The organism is Xanthomonas pisi DSM 18956 (assembly GCF_001010415.1).
GTDB classification, from domain to species: domain Bacteria; phylum Pseudomonadota; class Gammaproteobacteria; order Xanthomonadales; family Xanthomonadaceae; genus Xanthomonas; species Xanthomonas pisi.
Genome location: NZ_JPLE01000072.1, coordinates 19904 through 41022 on the forward strand (window position 1 = coordinate 19904; position 21119 = coordinate 41022).

The following is a 21119-nucleotide window of genomic DNA, read 5'->3' on the forward strand; positions in this document are numbered from 1 at the left end:
GCCATGCAGCGCGGGCGAGATCGTCGATGGCGGCAGCTAGCGCCCGGTGCAGTGGTTTCGACACCCTGCTGCCTGAAGAAGGCGGGTGCCGGTTGATCGCCAGCGACGCCGGCATCGACGCGGCCGATGTCTTTGCCCTGCCGTGGCGTGTCGACCCGGAATCGGCCGGCGCGTCGACCTCGCTGCGGCCAGGCCAATAACTGCCGCCGCCAGCTGCCGAAACGGCCATTGCGGCAGCTTGATGAGCTGGCGTCGGTCTTCTCGTCCATGACCTGCCTGGTTGACTTACTGGCTTTTGAAGTAAACAGCGTCGATGTGCGTCACTTTGCCGCTGGAATCCAGAGAAAACGTCATCAGGATGGAACGTGCATCCGGGTCCAGCATCGCCTGCCCTGTGTTGTCCCTGACGATCAGCTTGCGTGCCGTATCTACAACGATCCTTGACGTTGGAGAGTTGCCGAACATCTCCAGCACCGCTGCTTTTGCTGTACCCAGCGGGATGTACTTGCTGGCGATGCTGCTGACGTCGATCTGTTCGAATCGCAGCGGCCTTGGGGACGCATACATTTCGTCGAGCATGGGTCTGGCTGCTGAGTTCAGGATGTCTTCCCGCGTCCAAGCAGTGCGTGCCGCCTCTGCATTGGTGCAGGACGAAAGTGAGAGCAGTGCGATGCCGATCAGTGCCAAGGGTGCAGCCCAACGCTGTGGCGTGTTGCATGGCATGGCGATCTCCTGATGCAGCTGAGCAGATGGATCCGATGTTCGAATCATTCCAGACAATCGTTCCATCTTGACGGCTCTGTGTTGCGAGCAAGGGAGTGCCGTGTTGCTCCCGAACTCCAAACTGCATCACGCAACGACGTCGCTGAGACGATTTGCCGGGTTTGCGAGGTGGGGGTCTTCAACGATGAATACACCCGCGGCGCAGCCAGCTGGGTGGCGTAGGTGTGGTGCTCCCACACAGATGCATGTCGTCATCGAACGCAATCGATCATCTGCCGCCTGGCGGTATGCACAGGTGCCGTTGCGATTGTCCAGTCAAGGCGCAAGCGGCCGCCGCGCGAATAGCGGCTGTCGGCACCTTGCATCACACAGCAAGGAGTGATCGAAATGACACAGAAAACCCGCTCTCGCGGTGCGCTTGTGGCCTGCGGCCTCTCACTGGTCGTGGCCGCGTTGTGCATGGACGCTGCCGTTGCAGCACCGGTCACCGGGACGGACAAGGTCACGTTGACCCACGTGTTTGCCACGCTGCAGACCGGCCAGCAGGATCAGAAGCCCGAAGACATCGCCGCGTGTCGCAAGCAGGTGTCGGCAATGGGTTCCAAATACCTGGGCTTGGTGGTCACCACCCAGTATTCGATCGACGTGCAGTCCAAGATCATGTCTGCTTCCTCGTCGCTGCCCTCTCCTGTGGCCACGCAGCCACTGATGCTGACGGTGCCGCTGTCGCCGTTGGGTTTGTCCGGTGAGTATGGCTTCGGCGCGTTTCGACCGGGCGCGCTGCCCAACACCTATGTGCTGTTTTCGGTCGGGCTGGATTTCAAGGGGCCGCAGTCGTCCGTGCTGGTGCTCAACAGCGACAAAACCTACAACTGCCTGGTGACCAGCAATCCGGCGCCGTTCAAGGGAGCACTGGGGACCAAGCTGGCAAAAGACCAGGGGAGCTGATGCCGGCGACCGCCGGGGAATCGGCGCACGAGCCGGAGACAGCTTCGGCTCGTGCGGTCGCTGCTTTCAAAAGCAGTGCGCCAGAGATCGGTGCCGGAAGGACGGTGTATCGCCGCACGCTCCGGATCACCTCCACGGGTCGATGATGTCCAGCCCCATCGCCGCAAAGGGTGCCGTGTCGCGCGTGGCAACGGCCAAGCCTTGCGCGGTTGCTGTCGCAGCGATGTAGGCGTCGGCGCGACCGAGTGTGCGTCCTGCGGTTCTGGCTTTGGATGCGCGTGTCGCGAATGGGTGCGATGCGTCCAGGTCAAGCGCCAGCAGGCGCCCATTGACCAGTGGCAATACATCGCTTTCCAGCCGTGCATGCACGTGGTTCGCTTGCGGCCCTGCGGCATCACGGCGATGCCGACCAGCACTGGCGGGCAAGTGAAATCCGGGGCCAACCTGGTCACCACTCACCGATACGGCCCCGGCCCACGCCAGACCGGTTCGCCCTGGCGATAGACCTCCATCATGTTGATGACCTCGCGCGCATCGCCGATGGATTTCAGTTCCGGCGAATCCGGCGGCAGCAGGCGGCATTTGCTGGAGCCGCGCTTGAGCGCGACATCCAGCGGGCAGACCATGCGTTGCTGGGTGCCGGGCAGGATGATGGCGATCTCCTGCATGCCCTGCTCCTTCCACGCGCGCAGCTGGGTTTCGCTGCGCACGTCGTAATAGACCTGGAAGCCGCCGATATCCATGCTGGGCTGGGCATTGCTGCGGTCGCGGCGACGGCCTTCGCTGATGGTGGGCGTGTTGGCGCTGCCGTCTTCGGCGGCGTCGGCGGGTTCGTCGAGCATGCCCGGTGGGCGGCCGGTCCAGGTTTCCGGGCGGCGTTGCGGTGGCGATGACGGTTCGGCCGGCGGCTGAGGCGGGGTGGGACGCTGCACCGGTCGTGCACGGCGTTGCTCGGCCAGGCTGCCGCGGCGGGTATCGCCCTGCGGCGGCACCGGGTTCCTGGCGTTCTGGACCAGGGTCGATTGCAGCGGCGATGCGGCCGGCGGCGGCTGCACCGGCGCGGGGGTCTGCGAGGGCGGGGTGGGCGTCGGCGAAGGCGTGGGTTGCTGCGGCTGGTCGGTGTCGCCGACAAAATCCACCTTGGTCCGCCCACCGCTGGCCGAGCCTTGCGGCGGGGTCATGCTGGGGGTGGAGGCGGAGAGCAGGATCAGCAGCATCAGCACATGCAGCAGCGCGCTGATCAGCGCGGCAATCCACGGCTCGATGCGTTCGATCAGCGGCTCGCTGCGGAGCAGCCAGTCGCTGGGGTCCAGATGGACGTGCAGCAGTTGCAGCGCGTCCTCGCGCACGCGGTAGACCAGCACGTAAGGCGTGTGCTTGACCACCCACTCGCGGGTACCCGGCACGCGGCCGGCATGGCCACGCCCTGGCTGCTCGGCCAGGGTACGGGTGGCTTCCAGCACATGCCGCGCCATCGCCGCGGCAATGGTCGGGTTGAGCGCGTGGTAGTGATCCTGGGCGTGGGCGAGCTGCTTGGCGGCCGGGACGGTCCAGTCACGCCGCAACATCAACGCCCCATCTGGCGAACAGTGCGGTGACCTGGGCCGGTGCGGTGATGGCGCCCTGGTCGGCTGCGGCAATCCCGTCCAGCACCGCGGCCTGGAAGCTGGCCGCCTCCACGACGCGCACCACGTCCTGCCAGCCTGCCGTCTCGGGCAGCGTGTCGATCAGCGTCTGGGCGTGGTGCTTGATGGCGGACATGGCACTGCGGTGGGGGAGTACTGCCGGCAAGTCTACCGCCGCGGCCCGGATCCGCGTGTGGCAATGGCTGGCGCGCGTGCGCGGCGTTCACCGGATGCGATGGCAGCGGCGGCCCGGAGGCGCCGGGCCGCAAGGGTGCCGCCGCGGCGACACGCGGCCGGCCGTAGAAAGTGACACTTGGCACCTTGTCCGCGGTGCGGGCGGGTTTCATCCTGCAGCGGTCACTTCACCCACAAAGGACTGGTCATGCCCGCTGCTGCCATCGCGCCGTTCACCCCATACCTGTCGATGGCGGCCATCGCCTTCATCTACTACCGGCGTCTGCGCCGCAGCTTCGGTCGCCAGCAGTGGAAGCCGGTTAGCACGGCGGTGCGGGCACTCGTGCTGGTCATCGCCGCCGCCGCGCTGGCGTTTGCGGTCTACGGATTACCGCAGGTGCGGCTGGGCATCGCGCTGGGAACGGCGGCCGGTATCGGGCTGGGCACGTTGTCATTGCGCTATACGCATGCCGAATGGGTGGACGGCCAGGGCTGGTACACGCCCAATCCATGGATCGGCGGCGCGTTGATGCTGGTGCTGCTGGGCCGGCTGGCCTGGCGCTGGGCGTCGGGCGCTTTCAGCGAGGGTTCGGCCGCTGCCGGGTCGCAGGCCAGCCCGCTGACCCTGGGGATTGCCGCTGCGCTGGTGCTGTATTCGCTGGTGCACGTGGGCGGGGTGTGGTGGCGCCTGCGCCAGCTGCGATTGCAGGCCGGGGTGTGCGCGCCGGTGTGAGCGGGTGCGCAGGGCGCCGCCGCGTCACACCTGCGAGCGGAACGGGAAGACCAGCTTCTCGCCCAGCTTCTGTCGCAGCGGCCGCGCGCGCCAACGCTCCAGTGTGTACTGCTCGGCGCGTTGCAGGTCGCGTTCGAACACCTCGGTCATCTGTGTGGCCAGCGCGCGGTCGTAGACATTCAGGCTGGCCTCGTCGTTGAGGCGGAACGAGCGGATGTCGAAGTTGGTCGAGCCCACCGACACCAGCAAGGTGTCGATGATCAGCAGCTTGGTGTGCAACATGGTGGGCCGGTATTCGTGGATGGCGATGCCGGCCTGCAGCAGCGGCTCCCAGCTGGCCTTGGACGCCAGCCGCACCGACACCGCATCGATATGCTCGCCCGGCAGCAGGACGCGGATGCGCACGCCACGCGCACGCGCTTCCAGCAGCGAGCGGGTGATCAGCGCATCCGGCACGAAGTAGGCCGCGGCCAGGTCGATGGAGCTGCGCGCCGCGGCGATGGCGATCAGATACATCAGGTGCATGCTTTCGCTGCCGCCGGCCGGCGAGGCCACGAACAGCTGCGCGTCGCTGTCGCCGGCCGGCGACAGCGCGGGGTAGTACTCGGCGCCGTTGAGCACGCGGCCGGTGCTCTTGATCCAGTTGTCGTTGAAGGCGGCCTGCACCTGCGCCACCACCGGGCCTTCGATACGGTAATGCGAATCGCGCCAGTGCTCGGGATCCTGCGCATCGCCCATCCACTGGTCGGCCACGCCGACGCCGCCGGTGAAGCCGATGCGGCCATCGATCACCAGCAGCTTGCGATGGGTGCGGTTATTGACGCGGTGCAGGTTGTACCAGGTCAGCGGACGGTAGCGGTGCACCTCCACTCCGGCATCGGTCATCTCCTCGACCAGCGACGGATCCATCTTCAAACTGCCGCCCCAGTCGATGGTGACGCGCACCTTGACCCCGGCGCGCGCGCGCTCGGACAGCGCCTGGCTGAACTCGCGGCCGATCTCGCCCGACCAGTAGATGTAGGTTTCGAAGGTGATGGTCTGCTGCGCGCTGCGGATGGCCGCCAGCATCGCCGGGAAGATCTCGCTGCCGTTGTGCAGCGCCTGGATCCTGTTGCCGGGCAGGATCGCCGGACCCAGCAATACCGACATCTCGCGTTTGAACTGCGGGTCGGCGACGTCGTAGCAGTGGCTGGGGATGTGCTCGAGCTTTTTCTCGGGCGTGGCGAAGTTGAGCAGCAGCAGCCCCACCACCAGTGTGGCGACGACCGTGGCCACGATGATCCATGTCATGCATCCAACTCCGGTTCCCCTGCCATCGACAGCCCCAAGCGGCCGGCATTCTGGCAAGGCGGGCGGCATGGGGGCCGTGAAGGCAGGCGCGTGCGCTGCGTTGCCAGGCACTGCCGCAGTGCTGCGACACACGCCGCTGCGCACAGCGGCAGTTGCCGGCGTCCGCGCGTCAGCCCGCGCGGGTCAGAAACGCCACCGGTACCGCGTCGGTGAGCCACACGCCATTGTCGGCCTGAAACAACGGCAGGCCCTGGTCGTGCATCTGTCCGGCCTGGACGATCAGCAATACCGGCGTGCCATAGCGTGCGCCCACGTCCATGGCGGTCTGCGCATCGGCGGACAGATGCACATGATGGCGTTGGCCCGGGCGCAGGCCTTCGCGCAGGATCGCGTCGAGAAACCGCGTGGCGGTGCCGTGGTACAGCAGCGTTGGCGGCGCCTTTGCCACATGCGCAAGGGCCACGCTCGCCGTCGAATGGCCCTGCACCGCACGCATGCGCAGGCCGTCGGCAGACAGCGCAAAACGCTGTTTGTCGCTGCTGGAGATCACCGCGCGGATCAACGCCGCATCCAGTGCCTTGCCGTCGGCATTGGCTGCTGCAACCAACGCGTCGATGTCGACCCAGCCGTCGCGATCCAGCACCAGCCCGATGGACTCCGGTGCATGCCGCAAGACGTAGCTGAGGAATTTGCTGGTCTCGGTGTGGTGCTGGCTCATGGTGATTGCGCTGGACGATCCGTGTGCCCGGTACGCCGCAGTTTACAGGTGGCGATGGAGCGGTTGCCTGAGCGCCGCGCAGGCGCGATCGGTGCTGCTGTTCGCGCGTGTGCAAGGCGCTGGTGCGGCGTCTGCGTGCGGCGCGCATGGTCGCTGCGCGTCTGTCTGCGCGGTGCTATCGTCCGCGCAATGGTCAAGCCAGCCGCTACCATCGGCTTCAAGGCGACGCTGCTGCGACCGGCAGCGCCAGCCGATGCCACCTGGCTGTTTGTGCAGCTGCCCGCCACCGCAAGCAACCAACTGCCGACGCGCGGCATGGTCAGCGTGGCCGGCACACTGGCCGGTCATCCCGTGCAGGCGACCTTGCAGCCCGACGGGCAGGGTGGGCACTGGCTCAAGGTCGAACACGCATTGCAGCAGGCCGCAGGCGTTGCGGCCGGCGCGCAGGTTGCGTTGGCGATCGCGCCGGTCGCAGAAGAACCCGAGCCGGTGGTGCCCGACGATCTGCACGCCGCACTTGCCGCGCATCCCGCCGCGCAGACGACCTGGGACGACATCACTGCGGTGGCGCGGCGCGACTGGATCTTCTGGATCGTCTCGGGGAAGAAGGCCCAGACGCGGGTCAAGCGCATCGCCACCGCCTGCGACATGCTTGCCTCCGGCAAGCGACGTGCGTGCTGTTTCGATCGGTCGGGCATGTACAGCAAATCGCTTGCCGCGCCAACGCGCAAAGCGGGCTGAAGCGGGCGCGCGGCATCTGGAGCTGCGCTTGTATATGCGCCGAAATGCTTACATGCGTCACACAAGCGCGCACCTATACTCCGGGGCTGCCCCATCCATGAGGTTCTGACTGCATGAGCGCACCCCCATCGTCTCCGATCGCCGCCGGTTCTGGCGCAGCACCCGGTAGCCTTCGCCGCTCGGTGTCCAATACGCTCAAGGGATCGGCCGGCAACCTGGTCGAGTGGTACGACGTCTACGTCTACTCGGTGTTCGCCACGTATTTCGAATCGCAGTTCTTCTCCAAGGAAGACAAGAACGCCACCATGTTCGTGTGGGCGATCTTTGCGATGACCTTCCTGATGCGCCCGATCGGTGCGTGGTATTTCGGCCGCTTCGCCGACCGTTACGGCCGCCGCCTGGCGTTGACCATCTCGGTGTCGATGATGGCGCTGTGCTCGTTCGTCATCGCGGTGACGCCGACGGTGGCCACGATCGGCATCGCCGCGCCGATCATCCTGCTGCTGGCGCGCCTGCTGCAGGGCTTTGCCACCGGCGGCGAGTACGGCACCAGCGCCACCTACATGTCCGAGGCGGCGATTCCCGGCCGACGCGGGTTCCTGTCGTCGTTCCATTACGTCACGCTGGTCGGCGGCCACGTGCTGGCGCAGACCACCTTGTTGGTGATGCTGCACTTCTTCGATGCGCCGCAGGTGTCCGAGTGGGGCTGGCGCGTGGCGTTCGGCCTGGGCGGCATCGGTGCGCTGGTGGTGTTCTGGCTGCGCCAGACCATGGACGAGTCGCTGAGCTCCGAATCCATCGCCGACTCGCGCACCGGCAAGGCCAAGGCGTCGGGTTCGATGCGCGAGCTGTTCGTCAATCAGTGGCGCCCGCTGCTGTTGTGCTTTTTGATCACCGCCGGCGGCACGATCGCGTTCTACACCTATTCGGTGACCGGCCCGAAGATGATCCAGACCGCGTTCGCCGGTGGCGACGTGATGGCCGGCACCATCATCAACCTGGTCGCGCTGACGGTGCTGATGCTGATGCAGCCGGTGGGCGGCTGGTTGTCGGACATCGTCGGGCGCAAGAGCCTGCTGGTGTTCTTCGGGATCGGCGGGGTGCTCTACACCTGGTTCCTGGTGATGGAGCTGCCCAAGCAGACCGACTGGTTGACCGCGTTTGCGATCCTCACCGTGGGCTTTGTGATCCTGACCGGCTACACCTCGATCAATGCGGTGGTGAAGGCGGAACTGTTCCCCACCCATGTGCGCGCGCTGGGCGTCGGCCTGGGCTATGCGCTGGCGAACTCCGCCTTTGGCGGTACCGCGCCGCTGCTGTACCAGGCCTCGTTGAAGACCGGCCATGTCAGCGAGTTCGTGATCTACGCCACGGCGGTGATCGCGGTGTCGTTGGTGGTCTACATGTTCTTCCTGACCAACAAGGGCAGCAACTGGCTGGACGACGAAGCGGCGATGCATCAGCGCAAGCGCTAATCTTCCTTCTCCCTTCGGGAGAAGGTGCCCGAAGGGCGGATGAGGGTACGAGCGAAGCCACGTGCAGTTGGAACGACACGAGGGCTTCGCCCCGTACCCTCACCCCAACCCCTCTCCCGAGGGGAGAGGGGCTAAAGGCAGCTGCATCCTTGATACTTCAGAGCGTTGCGGCGCCGTCTGCGCAAACACGCTGTAACGCAGCCCGATCAACCCCAACAGCGCTTCATCGCGATGTGCGCCTGCCGGCACCTTGCCCACGCGCGCCAGCGACAGATCCAGACGATCACGCAGAGATTCCGGCCCCGGTAACGGGCGTTTGTGCGCAATCTGCAGCCGATAATGTTTGGCAACATCGACCAGGATCGCGTCCACCGCCTCGACGCTCGGCTGCGGCAAGCCATGCCGCGCACTGCGCAGCTGCAGGATGTTCAAGCCCACGCGCACTTCGTTGAGCATATCCACCGAGGCCAGGTCGCTGCCCTGCGGCGCCAATGCCAGCCTGGGCGCGAGCAGGCCGAGCAGATCCAGCATGCGCGCAGCGAACTGGTGGCGGTCCTGCGCGCCGCGGCCATCGGCGGCATCGGCCAGCGTGCGCCAGCCCTGGCGCACCAGCCGGCGCGCGCTCCATTCGGCGCCGACCGAGCGGAACACCCGCGTCAGTACCACCGCAAATCCGATTCCCAGCACCATCGCCACCGCCGCGTTGACGAAGCTCTGGATGTTGGCGTTGTAGGTGTTCTGCAGGCTGAGCAGGGCGGTGAGGTTCACCACCAGCGGCAGCGCGATCAACATGCTCTTGGGGCGATGCAGCAACGCGCCGATCGGCAGGAAGACCGCCGCCAGTACCAGCACCAGCATCGGGAAATCGTGGATGGCCGGGAAGACGCCGAACAGGTAAATGCCGGCGACCACGCTGGCCACTACCGCCCAGGTCAGGAACGACAGCATGCTCGGTGCGGGGTCGTCCTGCGCGGCAAAGAAGGCGGCCGTGACCGCCGCCATCATTGCGCCGTTGCCGCCGCCTTCCCAACCGATGCCGATCCACAGCACGCAGTACGCCAGCAGCGCAAAGCCCGCGCTCAGCGCGGAAAACGCGGCCATGCCGAAGTCGATGTGCCGCGCGCCGCTGACAGGTAGGCCTGCAGCGGCCTGCGGCCGCGACATGCCTCGCCGCTGCAGCAGCGAGGGTTGCCTGCGCGAACGCGCATCGGCGTCTGCCCGCGCAACGTCGGCCGATGCTGCGGATGCAGAGCCTGCTGCCGACGCCTGCAGCGCCGGCAACGCAGTGCCGTGCAGCAAGGCCTGCTCCAGCGCGCGGCAGTCCTGCCAGAGGTCGAGCAATTCTTCCAGACGCAGCAGCAAGCTCGCCAGCAGCAGATGCGCGATGTCCTGATCCACCACCGGGCGCAGTGCGGCGATGCGTGCGCGCAACGCGTCGACGTCCGCATCGCTGCGTGCGTCCTCGTCCTGATCCACCCAGGCCGCGACGTCCTCCAGCAGCACGCCGATATCAGGCGACTGCGCAGACCCATCGCGTTGCAATGCATCCAGCCGATCGGCGATCGACGACAGCACCGGCAACAGCATCAGCATGCGTGCGCGCAGTTGCTCCATGGCCGGCGCCGCAGGGGCATGGCGCGGATCGTCGTGACGGACGAAGGCGATCAAGGCCTCGAACTGCACCAGGTCCGCCGCCAGACGATTGCGCGGCGCGTGCGAGGCGCCACGCTGCAGCACCTGCCGGCACCATTGCGCAGCGTCCTGCATCCAGTTGCCGATGCGTGCGGTAAGCATCGGCCGCACCGAGGCGGGGAACACGAGCGAGGCGAACAGCACCGCCATCACCGTGCCCAGCACGATCTCTTCGCTGCGCGCCACCACGGTGTCGAAGATGCCTTCCGGCGCGGTCACCGCAGGAAAACCGATGAAGGCGGTGGTGTAGCCGGCCAGCAAGAACGCATAGCCGCGCGGGCCGCGATTGAGCAGCGCCAGGAACAGGCAGGCCGACAGCCACAGCGCCATCGCCGCGCTCAGCAGCAGCGGGGTTTCGACCAGATTCGGCAGCATCACCAAGGTGGCCGCGCCGGCCAGCAGCGTGCCGAGCACGCGGTACACGCCCTTGGCACGGGTAGGCCCCAGAAGCGGCTGGGAGACGATGTAGACGGTGGCCATCGCCCAGTACGGCCGCGACAGATTGCCGGCCAGCGCCACGTACAGCGCCGCGATCGAAGCGGCAAAGGTCTTGACCGAGAACAGCCAGGCCTGGCGATCGCGCAGCAATGCGTTCATCGCGCGGCAGTGGCAGCGGTGGCGTCGCTGCGGGCGTCGGTGTTCCAGCCGCCGCCCAGCGCCAGAAACAGCTGGATCTGATCCTGCGACACCTGCGCCTGCGCGGTGGCCAGCGTCATGTCGGCGGTGGCCAGGGTGCGCTCGGCATCCAGGCTGGACAGATACGGCGTGCGCCCGCCCTGATACAGCCGGCGGTTTTGCGACGAGGCCAGCTCGGCCTGTTGCTGCGCCTGCTCCAGCAGATGCAGGCGGTCCAGATCCTGCGCATAGCGCGACAGCGTGGTCTGCACCTCGCGCAGCGCCTGCAGCACGGTGTGATCGAACTGCGCCAACGCGGCATCGGCACCGGCCTCGGTGGCGCGCACGCGCGCATGCGCGCCGCTGGAGGGCAGCGTCCAGGAAATCAGCGGGCCCAACGACCAGGCATGCGTGGCCGGCTCGCCGAAGTCCGCCAGCAGGCCGGTGGCGCCGATCGAGCCACCCAGGCGGATCTCCGGATACAGCTCGGCGGTGGCCACGCCGATACGCGCGGTGGCTGCGGCCAGCCGCCGCTCGGCCTGGCGTACATCCGGGCGACGCGCCAGCAGCGCACGGCCATCGCCGATCGGGATCGGTCGCTGCAAGGCCGGCGCGTGCTCGCAGCCGTCTGCACCGGCAGGCAGCTCGCCCGGGGTCTTGCCGAGCAATGCGGCCAGTTGATAGCCGGCGGCCTGGCGGCGCGCGCGCAGCGGCGGCAGCGCCGCTTCCAGCATCGCCACCTGCGCGGTGGCGCGGGCCAGATCGGGCGGTGTGCCGCGTCCGGCGGCGATCAAACGCTGGGTGATCTCGCGGCTGCGCTGCTGCAATTGCAGCGAATGCTCGGCCACGTGCAGCTCATGGTTGGCATGGCAGATCTCCACATAACTGCCGGCGACCTGCGCGGCCACGTTGACCCGGGCCAGATCGATCGCGGCCTGGGCGACTTGCGTGTCGGCGTGCGCGGCTTCGGCGCCGCGTTGCAGCTTGCCGAACAGGTCGAACTGGTACGACACGCCCAACTTGCCGTCGGCCAGGTTGAACACCGGCAGCTTTTCCTCCTGCAGGAAGGCTTCGGCCGACACCTGCGCGCGGCTGACGCCGGCCTCCACCTCGTAATCGAAGCCGCCGGCATCCATGGCCTGTTCGTACACCGCTGCGGCGCGGCGCAGGTTGGCGCTGGCCACCTTCAACTCGACGTTGTCGCGCAACGCCTGTTCGACCAGGCGGTCGAGCATCGGGTCGCGATACAGCGCCCACCAGCGTGCCGGCAGCGGCGCGCCGGGCTGCACCTGGTCGTTGCCGGTGTCGATGAACGCGGCATTGGCGGCCGGCCGCCGGTAGGCGGATTGACCGGGCAGTGCGTAATCGGGGCCGACCGTGCTGCAGGCGGCCAGCACGGTGACGGCAGCGCTCAGGCCGAGCAGGCGCAAGCGGTTCATGGCGCGGCCTTTGCCTGCACGTGCGCAGGCGAGGCAGCGGACGGCGTCTGCGTGGCATCGGGCAGGATCGTCACCGTGGCGGTACGCCCGGCAATCAGCTGCACGTGCGTGGGCACGTCGTCCAGCGCGATGCGCACCGGGATGCGCTGCGCCAGCCGCACCCAGTCGAATGCCGGGGTGACGTTGGGCAACGCGCCGGCGCTACCGCTGCGATAACGGTCTTCGATACCGGCAGCGATGCTCTGCACATGCCCGTGCAGGGTCACCGGCTCGCCCATCAGGCGCACGTCCACGCGCTGGCCGGCATGCACGCCGTGCAGGCGGGTTTCTTCGAAATAGCCATCGACGCGGAACGAGCCGGTATCCAGCACCGCCACCACCGGGCGCCCGGCGCTGACGTAATCGCCCACGCGCACGGTGCGGTCGCTGACGTGCCCGTCGGCCGGGCTGCGCACCTGGGTGCGCTCCAGATTGAGCTGGGCCAGGTCCACCGCCGACTGCGCGGTGGCCACCGCCGCCTGCGCTTTTTGCACATTGGAGCGGCGTACCTCGGCATCTTCGGCGGCCACCAGGTCCTGCAGGCTGCGGTCGCGCGCGATCTCGCGGCGCAGCTGGCTCAGCGTGGCCTGGCGCTCGGCCAGTGCGGCGCGGGCCTGTTCCAGCGCGATCGCATAGCGCGCCCGGTCCACCACAAACAGCAGCTGGCCGCGCTTGACCGCCTGGTTGTCGGCCACCGCCACCGATTCCACCAGCCCGGACACATCCGGCGCCACCTGCACCACATCGGCGCCCACGTGCGCATCGCGCGTCCATGGCGCTTCCATGTAGTAGCGCCACAACTGCTGCAGCACCAGTGCGGCCACCACCACCATCGCCAGGGTCAGCAGCGCCGGCCCCGCGGTCTTGATCAGCTTTTTCACGATTGCATCCAACGGGTAAGGAAAAACAGGCCGCCCAGCAGCGCGATGTACAGCGCCAGGTTGAACAGCGCCGGGTGCCAGACATGGCGATACGCACCGGCGCGGGTCAGCAGCGCGCCGATGGCGCTGTTGAGCAGGTAGGCCAGCGTCATCAACGCCAGCAAGGTGGGAACGAACACACCGTAGAGACTGAATTCGCCGTACATCGGGCACATCCTGGGAAATGGGGAACAACCACGTCCGGCGCCGTGCGCAATGCGCACCGGGCCATCCGCAACGTCACAACCGGCGTCGCGACACGACGCCCGACAGCGGGCTCAGTCGGACTGACTCAGCCGCGCATGCGCCTGCGCGATCTGCTCCCACAAGGTCAGCACGGTCTGCACCTGCGCCTCGCTGAGTGCGCCAAACACCTCGGCGCGCAGCGCATCCAGGCGGATCTCGATGCGTCCGACCAGCGCCTGGCCTGCGTCGGTGAGCCACAGCTGGTTGGCGCGGCGGTCGCTGCTGTCGGCCTCGCGCCGGACCAGTCCCTGGGCTGCCAGCTTGTCCAGCAGCCGCACCAGCGACGGGCCCTCCATGCCCAGTTGCTGGGCCAGTGCCACCTGGCGGATGCCGCCGCCGGAGCGGCCGACCATCAGCAGCGGCCCGGTGCAGGCGCTGGACAGCCCGAATTCGGCAAACGCCTGGTCGGCCAGCCGCTGCCACTGGCGGGCGGCGACCAACAGGCCGGAGCTGAGCTGGGCGCGGGGAGAGAGAACACTGTTCGTCATAATAGTTAGGATGCTATCAATTCAACAATGAATCAATAGTCACCGAACCCGGCCCAGCGGCCGCAACCGCCACTGGGGCCGCCGGCCCGTCCTCGGGTACCATGCTCGCCCCCTTTGGGTGCACCTGCGCATGAGCCAGTCCGACCAGCCCGATTCTTCCGTCACCCAGGCCCAGGCCGAAGACGCCGTGCGCACCCTGCTGCGCTGGGCCGGCGAAGACCCGGCCCGCGAGGGCCTGCTGGATACCCCGCGCCGGGTCGCCGAAGCCTATGGCGACTGGTTCAGCGGCTACCGCGAGGAACCGCGCGAATACCTGGAACGCACCTTCGAGGAAGTGGCCGGCTACGACGAGCTGATCGTGCTGCGCGACATTTCCTACGAAAGCCATTGCGAGCACCACATGGCGCCGATCATCGGCAAGGTGCACGTGGGCTATCTGCCGCGCGGCAAGGTGGTCGGCATCAGCAAGCTGGCGCGCGTGGTGGAAAGCTATGCGCGGCGCTTCCAGGTGCAGGAAAAGATGACCGCGCAGATCGCCCAGTGCATCCAGGACGTGCTGCAACCGCGCGGCGTCGGCGTGGTGGTGGAAGGCTCGCACGAGTGCATGACCACCCGTGGCATCCACAAGCGCGGCGTCAGCATGGTGACCTCCAAGATGCTGGGCAGCTTCCGCGAGGACGCGCGCACCCGCGCCGAATTCCTGCAGTTCATCGAAGTGGGCGGCAAGCGTTGAGGCAGCCGTTGCCGTCGCCATGAAGCACCAGGCACGTATCGCCGGCTATCGCCAATTGCGCGAGCAGCCGGTCTGGAAACTGCTGGCCGCCGACCACGCGCCGGAGCTGATCGGCCTGCTGCAGACGGTGTTGCTGGACGGCGAACGCCGCCTGCCCTCGGCCGTGTTGCACGAGCGCCTGCAGCGCCAGCTCGACGCGCTGCGCGCCGACGAACTCTCGCGCGAGCTGCCGCGCACCGCGCAGGCCTATCTGGCGCATTGGCTGGCGCAGGGCTGGCTGGAACGCCGCCTGCCCGAGGGCGCGGCCGAAGAAGAATACGAGTTGTCGCGCGCGGCCACCCAGGCCATCCGCTTCATCGTCGGCCTGCGCGAGAGCAGCAGCAGCGCCACCGAAAGCCGCCTGTCGCTGGTGATCCAGCAGCTGGTGCAGCTGGCGGGCCAGACCGAAGTCGATCCGGAGCTGCGTCTGGCCGCCCTGCGCGAAGAACGCGCACGCATCGATGCCGAGATCGAACGCGTGGCCTCCGGCCGCGTGGCCGCGCTCGATGGCAAGCGTGCGCTGGAGCGCGCCCGCGACCTGATCCATCTCTCCGACGAGCTGGCCGAAGATTTCCATCGCGTGCGCGACGATTTCGAACAGCTCAACCGCCAGTTCCGCGAACGCATCATCGACGACGAAGGCGCACGCGGCGATGTGCTGGAGCAGCTGTTCAACGGCGTGGACGTGATCGCCGACAGCGAGGCCGGGCGCACCTTCGAGGCGTTCTGGAGCCTGCTCAACGACACCCAGCAAAGCAGCCAGCTCGATCAGGCGCTGGATGCGCTGCTGGCACGCGGCTTCGCGCGCAAGCTCGACCGGCGCGAACGCGCCTTCCTGCGCGGCTTGACCGGCACGCTGCTGGAGCGCGGCGGCGAGGTGCACACGGTGATGCAGCACTTCGCCCGCAGCCTGCGCGGTTTCGTGCAGAGCCGCGGCTATCTGGAGCAGCGCCGGCTCAATCAACTGCTCAAGCAGGCGCAGGGCGAGGCCTTGCAGCTGCGCGACAGCCTGCATGCCACCGCTGCCACCGGTTACACCCAGGCGTTGAGCGCTGCCCGCCTGCGGTCGCTGTCGCAATGGCGCCTGCACGACCCGCGCCTGACCCAGGTCGATGGCCGCGTGCAGGCCGCCGATGCGGCAGACATCTCGCTCGACAGCGTGGGCGATCTGGTCGCGCAATCGGAGATCGACGTGCGCAGCCTGCGCCGCGACCTGCACGAGCTGCTCGGCCAGCGCCCGCGCCTGACCATCGGCGATGCGCTGCAGCAGCGCCCGGCCGCGCAGGGCCTGGGCAGCGTGATCGGTTACCTGTCGCTGGGCACGCGCCACGGCGTGGTGATCGACGGACAGATGGAAACGGTGCAATGGGAAGGCGGCGACGGCGCCCTGCGGCGCGCACGCATTCCGCTGGTGTGGTTCACCCGGGAGAAACGCAATGAACTGGACTGAGGACACCCGCCTGGATGCGGACGAGGACAGCGGCGCGTCGGCCGATGCCGGCCGCACGCCGCTGACGGAGACATCGCCTGCACAGCCGCGCGGCGAACTGTTCCTGGGCGACACCGGCACGCTGCCGTTCGACGCGCGGCGCGCGCTGTGCCAGCTGCTGGCCGGCCCCAGTATCGACGCGCAACGCCACGGTGCGTTATGGCCTGCGCTGCTGCGCAACGAGGCGGCGATCCGCCAGGTGTTGTGCGAGCTGTTCCTGGAGCTGGTGCTGGACCGCGAGGGCGGGGTGGCCTTCACCCGTCAGGCCGACACCGCCGAGCTGGAATCGCCGACCCTGCTGCGCAGCGCCCCGCTGACCTTTATCGAGTCGGTGCTGCTGCTGTTCCTGCGCCAGCAACTGGCCGAAGCCGATACGCGCGGCGAGCGGGCGGTGGTGGACGAGGCGCAGTTGGTGGAGGCCTTGTCGGTCTACGAGAAGAACGTGTCCACCGACCGCGCCGGATTCGCGCGACGGGTGCTGACGGCGATCGGCAAGATGCGCGAGAACCAGTTGCTGTCGCGGCTGCGCGGTAGCGAGGAGCGCTACGAGGTCTCGCCGGTGCTGAAGTTGCTGTTCTCGGCCGAAGACGTGCAGGCCCTGGTGGTGGCGTATCGCGGCTTGCGCGAGGGAGACGTTGCGCTCGACTAAGTGCCTTCTCCCTCGGGAGAAGGTGCCCGAAGGGCGGATGAGCGGACGGCCGATCGCGATGCCCGATGTATGACGCCCGGGATGCATGGAGTTTGTGTAGTCGTGCGTTGTGCGACGGATGTCGGCTCTCACGCCCGATCAAACGCGATCACTTTTCCACGGGCTGCAGCAAGGCATCCAGCTTCCTTATCGGCCGCCGCCGCCGCCCCACGTCAACGCAGACCACCGCACCCGTAGGAGCGGCCCCGGCCGCGAAGGGGCCGTACCGAATCACTCCCAGACCACAGCCCCGCCACCAGCCCAGCAGCACGCAACACCCCGCTACAAACAGTCCTGATGTGATCCGTCTTCAGCGTTACCCGTCATCCCGTTTTGGTGAGTTAAGCCATGAATTCCCAGTCCAACCTGTCGCCGGCGCAGCCGGGCGCGTCCCTGTTCACTGATTCGCTTGCCGAGCAGCGCGCGCAGCAGTTCCGCATGCGGCGCTTGCAGGTGCACAACTGGGGCACGTTCAACGACTTGACCGAGGTGCCGATCGCCGAGAAGGGCTTCCTGTTCGTCGGGCGCTCCGGGTCGGGCAAGTCGACCTTGCTGGATGCGATGTCGGCACTGCTGACTCCACCCAGCATCGTCGACTTCAACGCCGCCGCACGCGAGGCCGAGCGCAGCGGGCGCGATCGCAGCCTGGTGTCGTATGTGCGTGGTGCCTGGGCCGATCAGCAGGACAGCGCGTCGGGCGAGATCGCCACGCAATACCTGCGCAAGGGCGCCACCTGGTCGGCACTGGTGCTGGAATACCGCAATGCGCACGGCGAGGCGGTCAGCCTGATTCGCCTGTTCTGGATCGCCGGCAGCGGCAATGCCGCGGCCGATGTGCGCCGCCATTACATGGTCGCGCCGCGCAGCTTCGATGTGGCCAGCGAGCTGGACGGCTTCGATCTGGATCTGCGCAGGCTCAAGGCGCGTCTTGGCGAGGAGATCGCGCATTTCGACGGCTTTGCCGGCTACGCAGAGCGCTTCCGGCATGTGCTGGGCATCGGCAACGAAATGGCGTTGCGATTGCTGCACAAGACCCAGTCGGCCAAGAACCTGGGCGATCTCAATGTGTTCCTGCGCGGCTTCATGCTGGACGAGCCGCGCACGTTCGAGGCGGCCGACCGGCTGGTGGAAGACTTCGCCGAACTCGACGGCGCACACCATGCAGTGGTCACCGCACGCCGGCAGGTGGAAACGCTGAGCCCGGCACGCGAGCACCATGCGGCGCTGATGGCCCTGCGCCACAGCGTCGGCGAGTTGCGCGAGCTGCAGCTGGGCGTGGACAGCTACCGCGAACAGCAGCGTCTGGCCTTGCTGGAGACGCGCCTGCACGAACTCGACAGCCAGGACCGCGGGCTGGCCGGCGAAGAAGGCCAGCGGCGTGAGTCGCTGGACAATCACGAACAGAAACTCGCCGGGCTGGAACGCGAACAACGCGCCGCCGGTGGCGAACAGATCGAGGAACTCGAACGCGAGCGCGCCCGGGTCGAGCGCGAGCGCGACGAACGCCTGCGGCGTCGCGTGCAGATCGAACAGGCTTGCCGCCAGCTCGGTACGGCCCTGGCCGCAGGCGCCAGCGGCTTTGCCGAGCAGATCGCGTACGCGCAGACCGTGCTCGAGAACGGCAAGCACGACGCCAGCGCGCTGGATGAGGCGATCGCCGAGCGCATGGGCGCGCGCCGCGACGACGAGCGGCGCTTTGCCGAGATCCGCGCCGAACTGGATGCGTTGAAGCGCGCCCCGTCGAGCATGCCGGCACCGATGCAGGCCTTGCGCGCGCGCCTGTGCGAGGACACCGGCATTGCCGAAGCAGCGCTGCCGTTCGTCGGCGAACTGGTGCAGGTGCGCGAGGATCAGTCAGCCTGGCGCGGTGCGATCGAGCGCGTGCTGAGCGGTTTTGCGCAGTCGCTGCTGGTGGACGACCGCCATTACGCGCAGGTCAGCGAGTGGGTCAACCGCACCCAGCTCGGCACGCGGCTGGTGTATTTCCGGGTACGCCGCAACGATGCGCTGCATGCGCGCACGCCGGATGCGCGTGCACTGCCGGGCAAGCTGCAGCTGCGCGATCATGCCTTTACCGAGTGGTTGCGCAACGAGTTGATGCGTCGCTTCGATTACGAATGCGTCGATAACGCCGCCGCGCTGCGCAATGCCGACCGCGCCATCACCCGCGAAGGGCAGGTCAAGCATCCCGGCGACCGTTACGAAAAGGACGACCGCCATGCGGTCAACGACCGCAAGCGCTGGCTGCTGGGTCACGACAACCGCGACAAGCTCAAGGTGTTCGAGCGCGAAGCGCAGACGCTTGCCCAGCGTATCGCCGGTTGCGATGCCGACGTGGCCGCGCTGCGCAAGCAACGCGAGCAGGACCAGGAACGGCAGCTGGCCGCGCACACCCTGGTGGAGCGCGACTGGGACGAGATCGATGTCGGCCCCAAGCTGCAGCGCCTGAGCGATATCGACGAACAGCTGCAGCAGCTGCGCGAAGGCAACAGCGGCCTGCGCGCGCTCGGCCAGGCGATCGAGACCGCACGTACCTTGCGCGACCAGGCCAAGCGCACCTACGAGGAGGTGCGGCTGGAGCGCGCGCAACTGGCACGCGAGCGGGTCCGGCTCGAACAGCAGCACGCCGCCTGTGCCGGGCGTGCCGGCACCGCTGCGCTCACGCCTACCCAGCTGCAGGGCCTGCGCGAACGCCTGGCGGCGCTGGCACCGCTGTCGCTGGACAACCTGGAGGCGCATTTCCGCGTGGTCGAGCGTGGCCTGGCCGAGCAACTGGCCGAAAGCCAGGGCCGCGACAGCCGGCTCAGCGCGCAGCTGCTCGATTGCTTCCGCAAGTACTGCCAGCAATGGCCGGAAGACAGCGGCGATTTCACCGTGAGCCTGGCCAGTGCCGACGATTTTCTCGCGCGCCTGGATCGGCTGGAGAGCGATGGCCTGCCGCGCCACGAGCACCGTTTCTTCGATCTGCTGCAGACCCAGAGCAAGAACAATCTGCTGGCCCTGCAGCGCCACACCGCCGAGGCCCACAAGGGCATCAAGCAGCGCATGGACGAGGTCAACGCCAGCCTGGAGCAGGTGCCGTTCAATCGCGGCACGCTGCTGACCATCGAGGTCAGCGACCGTCGCCTGGGCGAGGTGCAGGAATTCCAGCAACAGTTGCGTGCGGTGCTGTCGCATCAACAGACCGAAGACCGCGCGCTGGCCGAAGCGCAGTTTTCCACCTTGCGCGAACTGGTGGCACGCCTGGGCGCGCAGGAACCGGACGCACGCCGCTGGCGCGAGCAGGTGCTGGACGTGCGCCTGCATGTGGAATTCATCGGTGTCGAGCTGGATGCGCAGACCCGCGCGCAGGTGGAGATCTACCGCAGCGGCGCCGGCAAATCCGGCGGTCAGCGCCAGAAGCTGGCGACCACCTGCCTGGCCGCGGCATTGCGCTATCAGCTCGGCGGCGAAGACGGCGAGCTGCCGCGCTACTGCGCGGTGGTGCTGGACGAAGCCTTCGACAAGGCCGACAACGAGTTCACCGCGCTGGCAATGAACATCTTCGAGAATTTCGGTTTCCAGATGGTGGTGGCCACGCCGCTGAAATCGGTGATGACGCTGGAGCCGTTCATCGGCGGTGCCTGCTTTGTGGAAATCAGCGGCCGGCACAACTCCGGCGTGCTGCTGATCGAATACGACGAGCAGGCGCAGCGACTCAAGTTGCCCGAGCGCTCGCGTGCGGACGAGGCGGGTCCTGCAATTGCGGAGCAGCCTGCGAGCGTGACGCAGCGCGAGGCTGCACCGGATTGGGCGCAGGCCCGGACGCGTGCGGACAGCACCGGTGCTGTCTCTGGCGCTGAGGGTGCGGCACCTCAACGCGACCCTGCACAGGACGAGGCGACGGCCAAGGCGAGCAGGGGTGCCGGCAAGGTTGCGTCTGCATCGGCGCAGGCTGTTCAAACCGCGCCGAAGCCATCAAAAACAGCCGCTGCCAGCGCAGGTGCGGGATCAGGCAAGTCGGAATCAGCGAAGACCGCAGCGGGCAGGGCCGCATCCGCCAAACCTGCCTCGGCCAGGCGTGCATCGCCTGCAGCGGGCACAGCACGCAATCCGGCAACGCCGACCAAATCCGCCAGGACGCCGGCAAACACCCGGACGCCATCCGGGCGTACCGCCTCCGTCAAGCCGATTGCCAAGCCAAAGAACGCCGCGACTACAGCTGCAGCACCGAAAAAGCCTGCCGACAAGCCGACGGTGGCGAGCCTACGCGCCACCGCATCGCTACGTGGTGCAGCCGCAACCAAGGCAACCGCGGCGCGTGG

At 67.6% G+C, this 21119-nt stretch carries 18 protein-coding genes and 1 pseudogene; 9 read left to right on the forward strand and 10 right to left on the reverse strand.

Annotated elements, in window-relative coordinates; translation table 11 throughout:
• Positions 1–26 precede the first annotated feature (26 nt).
• The gene (locus tag Y887_RS20395; RefSeq protein ID WP_157004332.1) at positions 27–200 is read left to right on the forward strand and encodes a hypothetical protein; all 174 of its coding nucleotides are present in this window, start codon (positions 27–29) and stop codon (positions 198–200) included.
• Positions 201–285: 85 nt separating this feature from the next.
• Here the strand turns inward: Y887_RS20395 and Y887_RS21375 are convergent, their stop codons facing one another.
• Positions 286–789 (reverse strand): DUF6393 family protein, encoded by a 504-nt coding sequence (locus Y887_RS21375; RefSeq protein ID WP_248827422.1) that lies wholly within the window; start codon positions 787–789, stop codon positions 286–288.
• 321 nt (positions 790–1110) lie between these two features.
• Here Y887_RS21375 and Y887_RS15100 point away from each other — a divergent pair, with 321 nt between their 5' ends.
• On the forward strand, positions 1111–1671 hold the full coding sequence (locus Y887_RS15100; RefSeq protein WP_084726062.1) for a hypothetical protein: 561 nt from the start codon (positions 1111–1113) through the stop codon (positions 1669–1671).
• 455 nt (positions 1672–2126) lie between these two features.
• Here Y887_RS15100 and Y887_RS15110 read toward each other — a convergent pair whose 3' ends face one another.
• Positions 2127–3239, reverse strand: coding sequence for a type II toxin-antitoxin system RelE/ParE family toxin (locus tag Y887_RS15110; protein ID WP_046965128.1), 1113 nt, complete (start codon positions 3237–3239; stop codon positions 2127–2129).
• Positions 3226–3432, reverse strand: a complete 207-nt coding sequence (locus Y887_RS15115) for a hypothetical protein (protein ID WP_046965129.1) — start codon at positions 3430–3432, stop codon at positions 3226–3228. Before Y887_RS15115 ends, Y887_RS15110 begins: the two co-directional genes overlap by 14 nt.
• Positions 3433–3678: 246 nt before the next feature.
• On the opposite strand from Y887_RS15115, the gene Y887_RS15120 reads away from it, so the two are divergent.
• A complete protein-coding gene (locus tag Y887_RS15120; RefSeq protein ID WP_046965130.1) occupies positions 3679–4203 on the forward strand; it encodes a CcdC protein domain-containing protein in 525 nt (174 codons plus the stop codon).
• Positions 4204–4227: 24 nt separating this feature from the next.
• Here the strand turns inward: Y887_RS15120 and Y887_RS15125 are convergent, their stop codons facing one another.
• Positions 4228–5493: a phospholipase D-like domain-containing protein gene (locus tag Y887_RS15125; protein ID WP_046965131.1), complete on the reverse strand. Its 1266-nt coding sequence runs from the start codon at positions 5491–5493 to the stop codon at positions 4228–4230.
• A gap of 169 nt (positions 5494–5662) precedes the next feature.
• Positions 5663–6211, reverse strand: a complete 549-nt coding sequence (locus Y887_RS15130; RefSeq protein WP_046965132.1) for an RNA 2'-phosphotransferase — start codon at positions 6209–6211, stop codon at positions 5663–5665.
• A gap of 189 nt (positions 6212–6400) precedes the next feature.
• Here Y887_RS15130 and Y887_RS15135 point away from each other — a divergent pair, with 189 nt between their 5' ends.
• Together Y887_RS15135 and Y887_RS15140 are read left to right on the forward strand one after the other, a co-directional pair.
• Positions 6401–6952, forward strand: coding sequence for a YdeI/OmpD-associated family protein (locus Y887_RS15135; RefSeq protein WP_046965133.1), 552 nt, complete (start codon positions 6401–6403; stop codon positions 6950–6952).
• Positions 6953–7065: 113 nt separating this feature from the next.
• Positions 7066–8427 carry an MFS transporter gene (locus Y887_RS15140; protein ID WP_046965134.1) on the forward strand — a complete coding sequence of 454 codons (1362 nt, stop codon included), beginning with the start codon at positions 7066–7068 and terminating at the stop codon, positions 8425–8427.
• Positions 8428–8526: 99 nt separating this feature from the next.
• Here the strand turns inward: Y887_RS15140 and Y887_RS15145 are convergent, their stop codons facing one another.
• The 5 genes from Y887_RS15145 to Y887_RS15165 all read right to left on the reverse strand — a co-directional run bounded on the left by Y887_RS15145 (position 8527) and on the right by Y887_RS15165 (position 13866).
• Positions 8527–10716: an FUSC family protein gene (locus Y887_RS15145; RefSeq protein WP_046965135.1), complete on the reverse strand. Its 2190-nt coding sequence runs from the start codon at positions 10714–10716 to the stop codon at positions 8527–8529.
• Positions 10713–12173 (reverse strand): efflux transporter outer membrane subunit, encoded by a 1461-nt coding sequence (locus Y887_RS15150; RefSeq protein ID WP_046965136.1) that lies wholly within the window; start codon positions 12171–12173, stop codon positions 10713–10715. The genes Y887_RS15145 and Y887_RS15150 overlap by 4 nt, the downstream gene beginning before the upstream one ends.
• On the reverse strand, positions 12170–13093 hold the full coding sequence (locus tag Y887_RS15155; RefSeq protein WP_046965148.1) for an efflux RND transporter periplasmic adaptor subunit: 924 nt from the start codon (positions 13091–13093) through the stop codon (positions 12170–12172). Before Y887_RS15155 ends, Y887_RS15150 begins: the two co-directional genes overlap by 4 nt.
• Positions 13090–13308: a DUF1656 domain-containing protein gene (locus tag Y887_RS15160; RefSeq protein ID WP_074052590.1), complete on the reverse strand. Its 219-nt coding sequence runs from the start codon at positions 13306–13308 to the stop codon at positions 13090–13092. Before Y887_RS15160 ends, Y887_RS15155 begins: the two co-directional genes overlap by 4 nt.
• Before the next feature lie 102 nt (positions 13309–13410).
• Positions 13411–13866: a MarR family winged helix-turn-helix transcriptional regulator gene (locus Y887_RS15165; protein WP_046965137.1), complete on the reverse strand. Its 456-nt coding sequence runs from the start codon at positions 13864–13866 to the stop codon at positions 13411–13413.
• A 130-nt stretch (positions 13867–13996) separates the two neighbouring features.
• On the opposite strand from Y887_RS15165, the gene folE reads away from it, so the two are divergent.
• The 4 genes and pseudogenes from folE to Y887_RS15185 all read left to right on the forward strand — a co-directional run.
• On the forward strand, positions 13997–14599 hold the full coding sequence (gene folE, locus Y887_RS15170) for a GTP cyclohydrolase I FolE (RefSeq protein ID WP_046965138.1): 603 nt from the start codon (positions 13997–13999) through the stop codon (positions 14597–14599).
• A 19-nt stretch (positions 14600–14618) separates the two neighbouring features.
• Entirely contained in the window at positions 14619–16088 is a 1470-nt protein-coding gene (locus Y887_RS15175; RefSeq protein ID WP_046965139.1) for a DUF3375 domain-containing protein, read from the forward strand.
• Positions 16075–16776 carry a DUF4194 domain-containing protein gene (locus Y887_RS15180; protein ID WP_039518266.1) on the forward strand — a complete coding sequence of 234 codons (702 nt, stop codon included), beginning with the start codon at positions 16075–16077 and terminating at the stop codon, positions 16774–16776. The genes Y887_RS15175 and Y887_RS15180 overlap by 14 nt, the downstream gene beginning before the upstream one ends.
• A gap of 387 nt (positions 16777–17163) precedes the next feature.
• Positions 17164–20563 (forward strand): annotated as a pseudogene (locus tag Y887_RS15185) (ATP-binding protein); the annotation flags it as partial.
• Between the last annotated feature and the right edge of the window lie 556 nt (positions 20564–21119).